Origin of the sequence: Sphingomonas sp. ABOLH, from assembly GCF_003951715.1 — a bacterium.
Taxonomy (GTDB): Bacteria; Pseudomonadota; Alphaproteobacteria; order Sphingomonadales; family Sphingomonadaceae; genus Sphingomonas; species Sphingomonas hankookensis_A.
In genome coordinates this window covers 1-14,925 of the sequence record NZ_QQWV01000034.1, presented here as the reverse complement: position 1 = coordinate 14,925, position 14,925 = coordinate 1, and the positions used below count along the sequence as shown (strand labels likewise).

Annotated in this window: 12 protein-coding genes; 6 read left to right on the top strand and 6 right to left on the bottom strand. The window is 65.5% G+C overall.

Translation table 11 applies throughout. The annotated features are described in order from the left end of the window. Window positions 1-130: 130 nt before the first annotated feature. The 4 genes from CA237_RS14360 to CA237_RS14345 are packed head-to-tail and all read right to left on the bottom strand — an operon-like array spanning window position 131 to window position 6,076. Complete coding sequence (locus CA237_RS14360) at window positions 131-1,645, bottom strand: tryptophan halogenase family protein (protein ID WP_066694290.1); 1,515 nt, start codon at window positions 1,643-1,645, stop codon at window positions 131-133. Further along, window positions 1,642-3,150, bottom strand: a complete 1,509-nt coding sequence (locus CA237_RS14355) for a tryptophan halogenase family protein (RefSeq protein ID WP_066694292.1) — start codon at window positions 3,148-3,150, stop codon at window positions 1,642-1,644. Before CA237_RS14355 ends, CA237_RS14360 begins: the two co-directional genes overlap by 4 nt. Further along, window positions 3,147-4,562 carry a tryptophan 7-halogenase gene (locus CA237_RS14350; protein ID WP_084401841.1) on the bottom strand — a complete coding sequence of 472 codons (1,416 nt, stop codon included), beginning with the start codon at window positions 4,560-4,562 and terminating at the stop codon, window positions 3,147-3,149. Before CA237_RS14350 ends, CA237_RS14355 begins: the two co-directional genes overlap by 4 nt. Next, entirely contained in the window at window positions 4,559-6,076 is a 1,518-nt protein-coding gene (locus CA237_RS14345) for a tryptophan halogenase family protein (RefSeq protein WP_066694296.1), read from the bottom strand. Before CA237_RS14345 ends, CA237_RS14350 begins: the two co-directional genes overlap by 4 nt. A gap of 357 nt (window positions 6,077-6,433) precedes the next feature. Between CA237_RS14345 and CA237_RS14340 the strand changes: the two genes are divergently transcribed. Next, window positions 6,434-9,811, top strand: coding sequence for a TonB-dependent receptor (locus tag CA237_RS14340; protein ID WP_164523881.1), 3,378 nt, complete (start codon window positions 6,434-6,436; stop codon window positions 9,809-9,811). A 193-nt stretch (window positions 9,812-10,004) separates the two neighbouring features. Here CA237_RS14340 and CA237_RS14335 read toward each other — a convergent pair whose 3' ends face one another. Next, the gene (locus tag CA237_RS14335) at window positions 10,005-11,516 is read right to left on the bottom strand and encodes a replicative DNA helicase (protein WP_066694301.1); all 1,512 of its coding nucleotides are present in this window, start codon (window positions 11,514-11,516) and stop codon (window positions 10,005-10,007) included. Window positions 11,517-11,607: 91 nt separating this feature from the next. On the opposite strand from CA237_RS14335, the gene CA237_RS14330 reads away from it, so the two are divergent. The 3 genes from CA237_RS14330 to CA237_RS14320 are packed head-to-tail and all read left to right on the top strand — an operon-like array spanning window position 11,608 to window position 13,201. Continuing rightward, window positions 11,608-12,090 (top strand): UPF0262 family protein, encoded by a 483-nt coding sequence (locus CA237_RS14330; RefSeq protein WP_066694577.1) that lies wholly within the window; start codon window positions 11,608-11,610, stop codon window positions 12,088-12,090. Continuing rightward, complete coding sequence (locus CA237_RS14325) at window positions 12,090-12,758, top strand: GH25 family lysozyme (protein ID WP_164523880.1); 669 nt, start codon at window positions 12,090-12,092, stop codon at window positions 12,756-12,758. Before CA237_RS14330 ends, CA237_RS14325 begins: the two co-directional genes overlap by 1 nt. Beyond that, window positions 12,755-13,201 carry a cytidine deaminase gene (locus tag CA237_RS14320; RefSeq protein WP_066694312.1) on the top strand — a complete coding sequence of 149 codons (447 nt, stop codon included), beginning with the start codon at window positions 12,755-12,757 and terminating at the stop codon, window positions 13,199-13,201. The genes CA237_RS14325 and CA237_RS14320 overlap by 4 nt, the downstream gene beginning before the upstream one ends. Before the next feature lie 9 nt (window positions 13,202-13,210). Here the strand turns inward: CA237_RS14320 and CA237_RS14315 are convergent, their stop codons facing one another. Then, the gene (locus tag CA237_RS14315; RefSeq protein ID WP_126014452.1) at window positions 13,211-13,972 is read right to left on the bottom strand and encodes a MerR family transcriptional regulator; all 762 of its coding nucleotides are present in this window, start codon (window positions 13,970-13,972) and stop codon (window positions 13,211-13,213) included. Between the two features lie 112 nt (window positions 13,973-14,084). Between CA237_RS14315 and dcd the strand changes: the two genes are divergently transcribed. Together dcd and CA237_RS14305 are read left to right on the top strand one after the other, a co-directional pair. Continuing rightward, a complete protein-coding gene (dcd, locus tag CA237_RS14310; RefSeq protein WP_066694318.1) occupies window positions 14,085-14,639 on the top strand; it encodes a dCTP deaminase in 555 nt (184 codons plus the stop codon). A gap of 2 nt (window positions 14,640-14,641) precedes the next feature. After that, complete coding sequence (locus tag CA237_RS14305; RefSeq protein WP_066694327.1) at window positions 14,642-14,863, top strand: hypothetical protein; 222 nt, start codon at window positions 14,642-14,644, stop codon at window positions 14,861-14,863. Window positions 14,864-14,925 lie beyond the last annotated feature (62 nt).

Genomic DNA, 14,925 nt, shown 5'->3' with positions numbered 1-14,925 from the left:
CTCCGCGGTTTTGTCTGCTAATTACGCACGAGGCTAGGTAGATATGACACCGCTGTAAAGTCCAATGTAACCGGTTTCACAGCTTTTACGATATTTGATGCATGGTGATTTCGCTGCGGATTGATAACGTTCACTGGTTTGGGCTGCGACAATGGCGATCGATGAACGCCATATGATCCGGCATCACGCGCACGCCCGAATCCATCGCCGCGGCGATCCGCGTCATCCGGTCGTCCAGTTCGGCATCCGGCAGCAGATCGGCGATCGGATGATAGCGCTTGGGCGCGATATTCTGACCATGCAGCACCGCCAGCCAGCTCGTTTCACTGAATAGTTCATTGTCGTGGCGGTAGAGCCGGGCATTCTCGCGGAAGATCGCGATGCGTTCTTCCAGCGATGCCGGAATCGCCATGTCGCGGCACCGGCGCCACAACGGACTGTCGTCGCGTGCCGTCGCCTTGTAATGCAGGATCAGGAAGTCGCGGATCTGCTCATACTCCGCGCGGGTCCGGCGGTTATAATAGTCGATATCGGGCTGGTTGAACGACCGGTCGGGAAAATTGGTCAGCAACCGCGCGATCCCCGACTGGATCAGATGGATCGACGTTGATTCGAGCGGTTCGAGAAACCCCGACGCCAGCCCGAGCGCGACGACGTTGCGGTCCCACGCCTTGCGCCGGACGCCCGCGGTGAAGCGCAAGAAGTTCGGTCCGGCAAGCGGTTCGCCGTCAAGACTCGCGTCGAGCATCGCCAGCGCGGCATCGTCATCGATATAGTCCGAACAATAGACATGGCCGTTGCCGGTCCGCGACTGGAGCGGGATACGCCAGCGCCACCCGACGCTGGTCGCGGTCGCGCGGGTATAGGGCGTCGGATCGCCGATCCGCGCGCACGGCCGCGCCACCGCCCGGTCGCAGGGTAGCCATTCGCTCCAATCGTCGTAACCGGCCTTCAGCGCTCCTTCGATCAGCAGCCCGCGAAAGCCCGAGCAGTCGATGAACAGATCGCCCGCAACCTTGCGTCCATCTTCCAGCAGGACATGGTCGACATGACCGTTCGCGCCGTTCAACGCGACATCGACGATCCGCCCCTCGATCCGCTCGACGCCCGCCGCCTCGGCGCGTTCGCGCAGGTAACGGGCGTAGAGCGCCGCATCGAACTGGAAGGCATAGGATATGCCGGCGAGCGGCGATCCCGGCCGGCTGTGGTCGGGCCGCTGGAACTTGCCCGCCCGCGCCGCGCCCACGCCGATACTGTAGCGGTCGAGCGGCAGCGCGCCGCCCATCTGCGCCTGCCGATACCAGAACTGATGGAAGTGCAGCCCCTCCATCTCCTGCCCGTAACTGCCGAAGGGATGGATGTAGCGCTCGCCGATCCGGCCCCAGTCGACGAACTCGATCCCCAGCTTGAACGTCGCGCAAGTCCGGCGAACGAACTCGTCCTCGTCGATGCCGAGCAGCCGGTTGAAATACTGGATATGCGGGATCGTCGCCTCGCCCACCCCGACCGTCCCGATCTCCTCCGACTCCACGACGCGGATCGCAATGCCGCTGCCTGACAGGATATGGGAGAAGGCGGCGGCGGCCATCCACCCGGCGGTGCCGCCGCCGACGATGGTGATGCTGCGGATATTGCCGTCCTTCATGCCGCAACCGCCGGGCAGTAGCGCAACAGGAATTCGCCATGGGTCGGCATCCGCTGCACCGCCGCCGCCATCGCCTCGCGCATCGACGCCAGGCTGCGCGCGACATCGTCCGCCGGCAGCGTGGCGACGATCGGGTCGCTTGTCGTCGGCATGATCCCCTGCCCCAGCATCACCGCAACCCAGCTCGGCCGCGCGAACAGCTCGTCGTTATAGCGGAATACCCGCCCGGTTTCACGGAACAGCTCGATCTTGTGCAGCAGCGTATCGGGCAGCGTCATCGTTCGGCAGTAGTTCCAGAACGGCGTGTCGTCGCGCGTCGTCGCGGCATAATGCAGTATGATGAAATCGCGCACCTGTTCGAACTCGGTACGCATGTGGCGGTTATATTCGGTGCGCAGGATTTCGGGAATGTCGCCCCGGGGAAACAGCGAGATGAAACGGCTGATGCCTTCTTGGATCAGATAGATCGACGTCGATTCCAGCGGCTCGAGGAACCCCGCCGCCAACCCGATCGCGATGCAGTTGCCCTGCCAGAAACGCTCGCGGCACCCTGCGCGGAACGTAATCCGACGCGGATCGGCGAGCGGAGCTGCTTCGAGGGTCGCCAACATTACGTCGCGGGCGGCATCCTCCGACTGGAACGCGCTTGCAAAGATATGGCCGTTGCCGACGCGGCGCTGCGTCGGGATGCGCCATTGCCAGCCGGCGTCGCGCGCGGTCGATCGGGTATAGGGCGTCGGCGCTCCGGCGTGGGCGCTCGGCACCGCCAGCGCGGTATCGCAGGGCAGCCAGGGGCTCCAGTCGACGAACCCGGCATCCAGCGTCTGGCCGATCAGCAGCGCGCGAAAGCCGGTGCAGTCGAAGAAGAAATCACCCTCGACCACCCGCCCGTCCGACAGGGTCAGCCGGGCGATATCGCCCCGCGCATCCTGCCCGACCTCGCCGACCGTCCCTTCGACCCGCACCACGCCCCGCGTCTCGGCATAGCGGCGCAGAAAGCGGGCATAGAGCGTCGCATCGAAATGATAGGCATAGCGGATCTGCGACAGCACCGACCGGGGATTGGGATCGGGCAGGACGAACCGCCCGGCCTGCGCCGCGACCGCGCACAGGCTGTATGCTTCGATCGGGTCGGTCGCACCGTCCTCGCGCGCGCGTAGCCAATATTGGTGGAAGTCGATGCCCTGCATGTCGACGCCATGCTGACCGAACGGATGAATATAGCGGTCACCCTTCGCGCCCCAGTCGACGAACTCGATCCCCAGTTTGAACGTCGCCCGAGTCGCGGCCATGAACTCCGCTTCGTTCACGCCCAGCATCCGGTGGAAGGCGAGGATGTCGGGAATGGTCGCCTCCCCCACCCCGACCGTGCCGATCGCGTCGGATTCGACCAGCGTGATCGCCACGTCCTTCGGACCCAGCAGGCTGGAGAGCGCCGCCGCCGTCATCCAGCCGGCCGATCCGCCGCCGACGATCACGATCCGGCGCAACAGGGGTGCGTTCACGATGCCGCCTTTCGCAGATATTGCTCCAATTGGGCGCGATAGACGCGCGCGGGCGGCAGCGTCGCCACCCCCTGTTCGATGGTGCGCGCCATCTTCGACAGGAACGGCGTGACCTGCGCCCTCTCCGCCCGGTCGGCCAGCGGATCGTATCGCGCCGGCCGCCGCCCCATGCCCATGTGCAGGATCAGCCAGTCCTCCGGGTGGAAGGGTTCGAGGTCATAGGCGACCAGCACCCCGCGCCGTTCGAACATGGTCAGCTTGCGCTCGAGCCTTTCGGGCACCGCCTCCGCACGGGCCGCCTGCCAATAGGGTCCGTCCGGCAATCCACCAGCCTGGAACATCGCCTGCTGGAACAGCGCGGCATGGTCGTAATCCTCGGCGAAACGGCGGTTATATTCGGCCGCCTCGACCGCCATCCCGCCGGTGACCGGGATCAATGCCAGCAGTCGTTCGATGTCCCGCTCCAGCAACAGCATCGGCGCGGGGGTCAGCGGCTCGACCACGCCGGCTGCCTGACCGACGCCCACGCAATTGCCGGCCCAGGCCAGCGAACGACGTCCCAGGGTCGCCTTTGTCCCCGCGACCTCGCCCACCGCACCGACGACGGTCCGCCGCGTGCGGCCTTTCAACGGCGTATCGCTTTCCCAGCCCGACGACGTCACCCGGACCGTTCGGAGCGGTGCCTGATCATCGGCGGGCAAGTCGCTGGTAGCGATCGCTATCGCCCGGCCCGATGGACGATCGCCCGCCAACGCCGCCAACAGCTGCGCCTCCGGCCCCGATGCGTCGACATAGAGATCGGCGATCACGACACGCCCATCGTCCATCGTCACGCCGGCGATGCGCCCGTCCGCCGCCTCGACCGAAGCAACCGCGCCACCGATCCGCTCGACCCGGTCGGGCACGTCGAACAGGCGCGCATAGTCTTGCGCATCGAACTGATAGCCATATTCGGCGCGCGACAGCGGATGCGGCGCCCCGTTCGCGCCCGCGCGTGGCGGGTGGACGAACACGCCGCGGCGCGCGGCCTGCAATCCGGCCACGAACGGATCGATGCTGTCCGCACCGGCCGATGCCAGATAATGATGGAACTGCACGCCGTCGATCACCGGAAAGGGCAAGGCGAACGACTGCATCCACGACCGCCCTGCCCCCCAGTCGGCATAGCGCGTACCCCAGGAGAACGCCGTCGTGCTGTCCAGCGTCAGCCGCCGTTCGTCCAACCCGGCGGTCAGGTTGAACGCATAGGCCGATGGCCCGGTGACATTGCCATAGAACAGGTCGCTGCCCCGCTGGTCGCCGGCCCGCGCCCACAGGATCGCGATTGATGGCGGCAAGTGCCGCGCCAACGCGGCCAGCGCCATGCGCGCGGAAAGCCCGTCACCGCAAAGTAAGATCCGATGGACCGTCATGCGGCGAGGCCGGCGGCCGCCGGCGAACGGCGGATATAGTCGGCATGGTCCGGCGTCGCCTGCACCGCGCCGGCGACCTCCGCCCGCAACGCTGCCGCCTGTGCCGCCAGTGCGTCCGGCGCAATCATCTCGACGCGCGGGTCGTAGGCGCCCGGCATCAGCCGCTGCCCGAGCATCACCGCAACCCAGCTGGGCGGCAGGAACAGCCCGAACTGATAGGGCACGACATAACCGCGCGTGCGCCACGTATCGATCTTGTGCGCCAGGCTGTCGGGCAGCGTCAGCGCGCGGAAATGCCGCCACATCGGACTGTCGTCCCGTTCCGTCGCGACATAATGCAGCAGCAGGAAATCGCGCACCCGTTCGAAATGCAGCGCCATGCGGCGGTTATATTCGTCAATGTCCTCCGCCGCGAAGTCGCGGTCCGGAAACAGCGCCAGCAATTCGGTGATCCCGTCCTGAATCAGATGGATCGAGGTCGATTCGAGCGGTTCGAGGAACCCGCTGGCCAGCCCGATCGCGACGACGTTGCGCTTCCAGAAATCGCGCCGCCGCCCGGTAGTGAAGCGCAACCGGCGCGGGTTCGCCTGCATCGGCGCATCGAGATGGTCGACCAGCTGCCGCTCGGCCTCGTCGTCCGAGATGAAATCGCTGCAATAGACATGGCCGTTGCCGACGCGGTGCTGCAGCGGGATACGCCACTGCCACCCCGCCGTCCGCGCCGTCGCGCGCGTATAGGGGCCGAGCGGCCCGCGACTCTCGGTCGGCACCGCGACCGCGCGGTCGCATGGCAGCCACCGGCTCCAGTCGTCATAGCCCGACTGCAACGCCCCCTCGATCAGCAGCCCGCGAAAGCCCGAACAGTCGATGAACAGCTCGGCGCCGATCGTCCGGCCATCGGCCAGCGTCACGTCGCGGACGAAGCCCCCCTCGCCATCCAGCGCGACGTCGACCACCTTGCCCTCGATCCGCTCGACGCCGCGCGTCTCGGCATAGCGGCGCAGGAATGCGGCATAGAGCGACGCGTCGAACTGATAGGCATAGCCGAAGCTCGATTCGACCCGGCCCGGCTCGCTGGCGGGATGGCGGAACCGGTTCTGTTCGGCCGCGATCACCGGATAGGAATAGTCGTCCAGCCGACCGGCATCGCCCATTGCCCTGAGCCGCAGCCATTGGTGGTAGAAGGGGATGCCATCCTCTTCCGGCCCGTAATTGCCGAAGGGGTGGATATAGCGGTCGCCGATTCGGCCCCAGTCGCAGAATTCGATGCCCAGCTTGTAGGTCGCCTCGGTCGCCCGCATCAGCTCGGGCTCGGCGATCCCCAGCGTCGCGTTGAACGCGCGGATATGCGGCAGCGTCGCTTCACCGACGCCGACCGTGCCGATCTCCTCCGATTCGATCAGGCGGACCCTCACGCCCAAACCGGCGAGCCTGTTCGCAAGCGCAGCGGCGGTCATCCATCCCGCCGTACCCCCGCCGACGATGCACGCCGAGGTAACCCGCCGGTCGGTCATGCCGCTTCTACCCGGACAATTTCTTTCCTCACCTTACGGCACTCCCCCTGCCCGTCTTAGCAATACGCAAGACTTTTAACAGTCTTCGCGCAGCTTCGCCGCATCGCAGCAATGGTAACGGCTGAAATTACTTCCTTCTCAACAGGAAAGCGCGATTTCGTACCCAATTGTCAACGTGGCCAGGAAAAATGTTACCGCTATCTTGTCCGACTAAAAACGATCCGGTATGCGATTCGTCGTAGCCGGAACCATGCGGGCCAAGTCGTATCGACATACGGCATGAGACCCGATCTGACCGGCCACAGGGGAAACCGGGGCGGCCGTAACAACGGGCGACCTTTGGGAGGGGATAGAGCAATGAACGCACAGCGATTCCGCATTCGATCCGGCTCGGCCAAGTGCCTGCTGATGGCGACATCGGCACTCACCTTGGCATTGATGCCGTCGATCGCCTCGGCGCAGGACGCCGCCACCGATCCGGAAGGGGAACCGACGGTCACGTCGCAGGGACCGCAGACCACCACCAGCGATACTGAAATCGTCGTCACCGGCATCCGCGCCGCACTGGAATCGGCCAAGGAGATCAAGCGGAAGTCGTCGACCTTCGTCGATTCGATCACCGCATCGGACATCGCGACCCTGCCCGACCTGTCGGTCGCCGAAGCGATCGGCCGTATTCCGGGCGTCACCATCTCGCGCTTCCCGCAGGGCGGCGCCAGCCCCGATTTTCCGTCGCCCGAAGGACGCGGCAACCTGGTCCGTGGCCTGGGCTTCGTCCGGTCGGAATTCAACGGACGCGACGCATTCAGCGCCAATGGCGGCCGCAGCCTCGACTTTTCCAGCATCCCGCCCGAACTGGTCGGCGGCGTCGACGTCTACAAGAACCAGAGCGCCGACCTGATCGAAGGCGGCATCGGCGGGTCGATCAACCTGCGCACGCTCGAACCGTTCGACAGCAAGAAGGATCTGTTCGTCGTCGCGGTCGACGGCACCTATTCCGACCTGCGCAAGAAATGGTCGCCACAAGCCAGCATCACCGCCGGCAAGCGGTGGAATACCGGCATCGGCGAATTCGGCATCCTCGGCTCCTATTCGCGCTCGCGGCTCGATTCGCGCATCCATGGCTGGCAGCAGAACGCGCCGATGCCGCGCGTGCTGAACGCCGCCGGACAGGTGCCGGAAACGACCTTCACCGGCGCGAACAAGGTGAACGAGTTCGCCGGCGTCGATCCGTCGCAGATCGTCGGCATCACGCCGGGCTTCCAGCTGCGCACCAACGAGGTCGATCGCGAACGCATCAGCTATTATCTCGCGGCGCAGTGGCGCAACGACAATGTCCAGCTGACCGGCAAGTACATTCGCGCCGAAAACAAGATCAACAGCATCGAACGCACCTTCGAATGGTTCCCCGAACATGACACCGGCACCACTGCGGGCGTGTCGGACATCGTGCTCGACAAGAATTGGAGCACGGCCGGCACCTCGATGTGCAGCGGCCCCGGCGGCTTTCCGTCCAACCCGGGCGACTGCGAACGGCTGATCCCGATCCGCGGCGGCCTGATGGAATCGGGCTATGTCACCAACAATGCCGACAGCTGGACCGGCGCACGCGGTTCAGCGGTCGGATCGCTGGGCATCGGCAAGATCGAGGAAGCGACCACCGAGGATTTCAGCCTCAACCTGAAATGGAACGCAACCGACCGCCTCTTCATCACCCTCGACGGCCAGTACACCAAGGCTGACGCCCGCCAGCGGTCGATCTGGGGCGGCATGAATACCTATCTGAACTGGAAGATCCGGCACGACCTCGACAATCCGTCGATCGAATTCCTGATCGACCCGCAGCACCGCTTCAATCCCAACCAGACGCGCTTCACCGGCGACCGTGACGCGACGGCGACCACGCCGGGCGTCTACATCCCGACGCCGACCAGCACCGCCGATTTCAACGGATCATCGTGGCAGTTCGCCGCCGACCAGTTCCAGGTCGGCACCGGCGAGCTGAAGGCCTTCCGGGGCGACCTCGCCTATGACGTCTCGGGCGGCGAAGGCCTGGCCAGCTGGTTCGACAGCGTGAAGTTCGGTGCGCGCTGGTCGGAGCGCAGCCAGATCAACCAGGAAATGGCGCTCAACTGGGGCTCGATCGCACCGGCATGGGACGGGCGCGGCGGCTTCGCGGTCGCCGGCACCTTCCAGAACCCGTCACAGGGCTTCGAAGCGGTGAATTTTGCCGATTTCTTCCGCGGTGGCGTGGTGCAGGGCGCGAACAATGCGTTCGTGTTCGTGAACCAGGACCTGCTGTCGAGCTATGCGAACTTCCGCAACTATCTGAACACCGAACCGCAGCTCGCGAACGGCAATTACGGCTGGGTGCCGCGCGGCACGTCGGACGGCAGCCGCTTCGGCAGCCCGATCTTCCGCCCGTCGGACATTTCGGACATCACCGAAAAGACCCGCAACGCCTATGTCCGCGTCGACTTCAAGCATGAATTCGACAACGGCATGTCGGTCGACGGCAATGTCGGCGTCCGCTACGTCCGCACCGATCTGGATTCGTCGGGCTTCCAGGCGTTCCGTCCGTTCGTCGACGACATCCAGACGCCGGCGGTGGCGAACGGCGTACGCACCCGCACCGACGATGCGGAAAGCCGCGACGATATTCGCGACTTCTCGCCGCAGACCGTTGCCTATGCCGCGCAGCAGGCGATCGCCCGGACGTTGAAGCTGAAGGACGAGCATTGGCTGCCGTCGTTCAACATCAAATGGAACCTCAACCGCGAAATGCTGATCCGCGGTGCGTTCAGCAAAGGATTGAGCCGCCCGAACGTGCAGGACCTGCGTGCCGCACAGGAATATGTCGTCACGATCAACCGCCTGAACTTCCCGCAGATCACCGACCGCAACGACCCGCTGTTCGGCATCGATCGTGGTGCGCAGAACATCACTCCCGGCGAAATACGGGTGAGCGGCGGCAACCCGTTCCTGAAGCCTACCACCGCCGACAGCTTCGACCTGTCGTACGAATGGTATTTCAAGGGCGGCTATCTCTCGGTCGCCGGTTTCTACAAGGACCTGCGCAACATCATCAACAATGGCAGCCTGCCGCTGGGCGTGCTCGGCGGCGGCGGCGACCAGCAGGTCGGGTCGGTGACGCTCGACGGACGGCAGGTGCCGATCATTTACAACGGTGCGGTGAACCAGGCGAAAGCCAAGGTGAAGGGCATCGAGATCGGCTATCAGCAGTTCTTCGACTTCCTGCCCGGACCGCTCAAGCATCTGGGCTTCCAGGGGAACTACACCTTCATCGATGCCAAGACCACGCCGCCGCAGAACGGCGTCGACAGCGATGGCGACGGTGTGCCGGACGACGTGACCACCGTGTTCCGCTGGGGTGTCGACGACCTGCTCGGCCAGTCGAAGCATATCGCCAACGCGGTCGCGATCTATCAGGACAAGGTGGTCGAGGCCCGACTCGCCTATAACTGGCGCTCGGAATATCTGACCACCTATCGCGACTATGTGACCGGCAACCCGATCTACAATTCGGCGGCCGGATTCCTCGACGCGTCGCTGAAGTTCAACATCGGCAACCTGCAGCTACGCGGATCGATCGCCAACATCCTCGATACCAAGAGCAAGGCGCGGTCCTACATCGATGCCAGCGGCCAGCTGTACGATCGGTTCAGCTTCCTGAACGATCGCCGCATCGTGGTCGGCTTGCTGTTCCGCATCTAACCCCTGGAGCGGAACAACTTGGGGAGGTGCCAGTGGCCCCTCCCCGTTTCTTTGGTGGACACGGTCCGTGTCGCCATAAGCCATCGTCACTCCCGCGAAGGCGGGAGTCCATACACGCCGAAGTAGCGCCTCCGGCATTGTCGTCAGCGGCTATGGATTCCCGCCTTCGCGGGAATGACGATATAGCTGCCCCCTACTCATCCAACCCGCTGAATCCGCCGCCGGCATAGTCGCTAAACTTGGTGATCTGCGGTTCGAACTTCAGCGTGACCTTGCCGGTGGCACCGTGACGCTGCTTGGCGATGATCAGCTCAGCCAGGCCATAGACCCGTTCCATGTCCATTGCCCATTTGGCGTGATCCTCGAAAATCTTCGCATCGTCGCCGTCGCGCGGCCGCTTCGGCTCCTTCGCCGCGACATAATAATCCTCGCGGTACACGAACCACACCATGTCGGCGTCCTGCTCGATCGAGCCGGATTCGCGAAGGTCGGACAGCTGCGGCCGCTTGTCCTCGCGCTGTTCGACGGCACGCGACAGCTGCGACAGCGCCATCACCGGCACACCGATATCCTTGGCCAGCGTCTTCAATCCGCGCGAGATTTCGGAGATTTCCTGCACGCGATTGTCGCTGCCCTTGCCCGATCCCTGCAGCAGCTGGAGGTAATCGACGACCACCAGCCCCAGCTCGCCGTCCAGCTTGCGCTGCAACCGGCGGACGCGGGTGTGCAGGCCGGAAATGGAAAGGCCGGCGGTATCGTCGATATAGAGCGGCAGCTGCTCCAGATCGGCGGCGGCATTGGCAAGGCGAGTGAAATCCTCCTTGCGGATCTTGCCCATGCGCAGCGCTTCGGAACTGATCGCCGCCTGCTCCGCCATGATACGCGTCGCCAGCTGATCGGCGGACATTTCCAGCGAAAAGAACGCGACCTTCGCACCGACCGACTTGCCCTTTTCCATGCCCGCGCGCTGGTCGTCCATGTAACGCTGCGCCGCGTTGAAGGCGATGTTGGTCGCAAGCGACGTCTTGCCCATGCCGGGACGGCCGGCAAGGATGATGAGATCGCTATGGTGCATGCCGCCGATCCGGCCATTGACCGAATCGAGGCCGGTGGTGACGCCCGACAGGCCGCCGCCGCTGTTCATCGCGCGTTCGGCCATGCGCACCGCCATCGTCGTCGCCTGCGCGAACGACTTGACCGCATTGGCCGTGGTGCCCTCCGCCGCGACCTTGAACAGCGCTTCTTCCGCCGCTTCGATCTGCTTCTTCGGGTCGACCTCGGTCGAGGTGTCGGTGGCGTTTTCCACCAGCGTGCGGCCGACCGTAATGAGTGCGCGCAATTGGGCCAGATCGTAGATCTGCTGGGCGAACTGCCGCGCGCCGATCAGGCTGGCGTTGCTGCCGGTGATCTCGACCAGATATTGCGTACCGCCCCGCGCGGCGAGCAGCTCGTCGCCATCGAACATGGGCCTGAGCGTCACCGGACTGGCGATCATGCCGGTGCGGCGCACGTCGCGGATGCGTTCGAAGATGCGGGCATGCGCGGGGTCGTAGAAATGTTCGAGGTCCAGCCGCTCGACCATGTCGTCGGCAAGGCCGTTGTCGATCAGCATCGCGCCCAACAGCGCCGCCTCCGCATCGACGTTATGGGGCACGCGCGGGGGTTGCGGGGGAGTCCCCCCGCCGATGCTGTGAACAGTAGCCATCGCCCCTTCTCCCAGACCTCGGCGTTACGCTCAACCGCTTGACAGCGCATTTTGCGGTGGACGCCAGCAGATGAAGGGGCGACAGGAAGCCATGGCCGACCCGCGGATCATCGATGTCACCCTCGACGAGCGCACCATCCTGTGGCGCAGCGCCGATATCGAACAGGAACGCCGCATCGCGATCTTCGACCTGCTGGAGGCGAATCACTTCGCCCCGCAGCGCGAGACGCCCGACAATTATGCCGGCCCGTACCGCATAGCGCTGTCGGTGCCGGAGGGGCGGCTGGCGATCGATATTGCGCGTGAGGACGGCACGCTGATCGAAACGCTGGTGCTGGGCATGGCGCGCCTGCGCCGGCCGATCCGCGACTATTTCGCGATCTGCGACAGCTATTACAAAGCCATCCGCCAAGCGACCCCGCACGAGATCGAAACGATCGACATGGCCAGGCGTGGCATCCACAACGAGGCGGCAGAGGCGCTGCGCGAACGGCTGGACGGCAAGGTCGAGATCGACTTCGACACCGCCCGCCGCCTGTTCACGCTGATCTGCGTACTCCATATCAAGGGATGATGCGGAACCGGTTGATCCTCGGCGCGCTGGCGATGCTGGTGATTGCCGCCATGGTGACGTGGCGCTGGTCGCTCGGCTGGCATCCCGACGCCGCGCGCTTTCCGGTACAGGGCCTGACCGTGGCCGCCCACGACGGCACGGTGGACTGGGGCATGGTGCGCGCACGCGGCGCGGACTTCGCCTTCATTACCGCATCCAGCGGCACGACCCGCGATCCGGCGTTCGAAGGCAACTGGAACGGCGCACATGCCGTGGGCCTGCGCCACGGTGCGCTCCACGTCTTTTCGCTATGCGAACCGACCGCCGATCAGGTGACGGCCTATCTCACCACCGTGCCCCGCGCCGCCGATGCGCTGCCTGCTGCGCTCGCGCTCGATTTTACCGACGGCTGCGATGCCCGACCGACCCGCGCGCAGGTGCTCACCGCCATTCGCGGCTTTCTCGCCCCTGCCGAATATCATGACGGCCGCCCGATGGTGCTGCGCATCTCGCCCGCGTTCGAGGACGAGTATCGGGTGAGCGAGGCGATCGTCCGGCCGCTCTGGGCGACGGGACGTTTCCGCGAACCCGATTATCTGGCGCGGTCGTGGCGGATGTGGCAGGCGAACCCGGCGCGCACCATCGATGGCGTCGCCGAACCCGTTGCCTGGAGTGTAGCCGCCCCATGACCGACCCCGCCCAGTTGATCGCGGCGGCCCGCGCCGCCGCCGCCCATGCGCACGCCCCCTATTCGCGCTTCGCGGTCGGCGCCGCGCTGCTGATGGAGGACGGATCGATCGTCACCGGCGCGAATTTCGAAAATGCCAGCTACGGCCTGTCGCTCTGTGCGGAGACAGTGGCGATCGCCAGCGCATCGGCGGCGGGACGGTTGCGACAGATCGTCGCGATCGGCGTGATCGGCGGCGCGATGGATGCCGAAGGAATCCCCACCGGCACGACCCCGGTCAGCCCCTGCGGCCGCTGTCGTCAGGTCATCAACGAAGCCGCGCAGATGGGCGGCCGAGACCTGCCCGTCCATTGCGGCGCGGCGGAAGGTGACGCCATCCGCTCCTACCGCCTGTCGGAACTGCTGCCCGATGCGTTCGGGCCAGCCGATCTCGGGATCGGCTGACCCGGCGGATCAATCGGGCCGCTTCGCCGCATCGGCCGCCTGAATGAACTGCCAGACCGCCCCGGAGAAACCCGGATCGGCCTGCCCGTCCCATTCGGCGCGCGAGTCGTGCAATCGCTTCGCACCCGCCCACATCTCCGGTGTCGCGACCGATGCGAAGGGCGCCAGCAGCGCCTGCCATTCCGCCAGGAATGCCTGCGCTTCGCTGGACGCCGGATCGAGCGGTAGCGCAGCCTCGATCCGCTGACCCAGATCGGTCCATTGCGCTTGATAGGCTGCCTGATCGAAGTCGGCGGGCAGCGCCGCTTGGCGTTCGGCCCATTCGGCCTGTTCCGCATCGGTGAAATGGCGGTCGATCACCGCCCTCCATTGGGTCGTCGTCATGATGTTTCCCTTTCGGATCAGCGAGCAGAGCGTCGCGACGTCGATGCGCTCGCCGGCATCGATGCGGGACTGGATCGAGCGTAAGAAAAGGGCGGTGTCGGCCAGCGCCGCCCGCTGGGTCTCGACGACCGCCGCTTGCGCGGCGATCATCGGCCCGAGCCGTGCGTCTGGCCGATCGAGCATCCGCCCGATCGCCGCGAGGGTGAAGCCCGCGCGCTTGAGGGCGACGATCGCGTGCAGCCGCTCCAGCTCGCCCGTGCCGAAGACGCGCCGCCCACCGGCGGTCCGCAGCGGCCGGATCAGCCCGCGCGCTTCATAGAATCGCAGGGCCCGGCTGCTGAGACCGGTGGCGGCGGCAACGTCGGCGATGTCGAGCATGGTGGTCATGGCGGCACTCTACCGCTTGACGCAACGTCAAGCGCAAGCCCCGATGCGACGATGCCGCTTGCCCTGTCCCTGCGATCCGGCGATGGAGCGGCCAGCAGCAAAGGGGCAAGCAATGACGATCCTGTCGGACCACTGGATTCGCGAACAGGCGCTGGCGACGGGGATGATCGAACCCTTCGTCGAATCGCAGCGGCGCGAGGGCTGCATCAGCTATGGCCTGTCGTCCTATGGCTATGACGCGCGAGTGTCGGACGAGTTCAAGATCTTCACCAACGTCGATTCGGCGGTGGTCGACCCGAAGGACTTCGCCCAGAACAGCTTCGTCGATCGCAAGACCAACGTGTGCATCATCCCGCCCAACAGCTTCGCCCTCGCCCGCACGGTCGAATATTTCCGGGTTCCGCGCGACGTGCTGGTCATCTGCCTCGGCAAGTCGACCTATGCCCGCTGCGGCATCATCGTGAACGTGACCCCGCTGGAACCGGAATGGGAAGGCCATGTCACGCTGGAATTCTCCAACACGACGCCGCTCCCGGCGAAAATCTACGCCAATGAAGGCGCGTGCCAGTTCCTGTTCCTGAAGGGCGACCGGCCCTGCGGCACCAGCTATGCCGACCGCGCGGGCAAATATATGGGGCAGCGTGGCGTGACCCTGCCCCGGCTCTGACGATGATCGGGCGCAACTGGACCGGGCGCAGCGCCGTCGTGCGATCGGCGGCCTTGCTGCCGATCCTAGCGCTGCTCGCGCCGAAGCTGCCGCTGCCCTGGGCGTTCGGGATCGGGGCGACGCTGATCGCGTGGTTTGCGTTCGTCAGCGCCCGTGTGGCGATCAACGATCACCGCGCCGCGTCGGAAGCGCCGCCGTTCCGCCCGTTCCGCCGCTCGCGATAGGGTGGACGCGGCGGGGCGATCGTCTCGGGCGTCTCCCACGGATGCTGTCCGCCGCCGCGCAC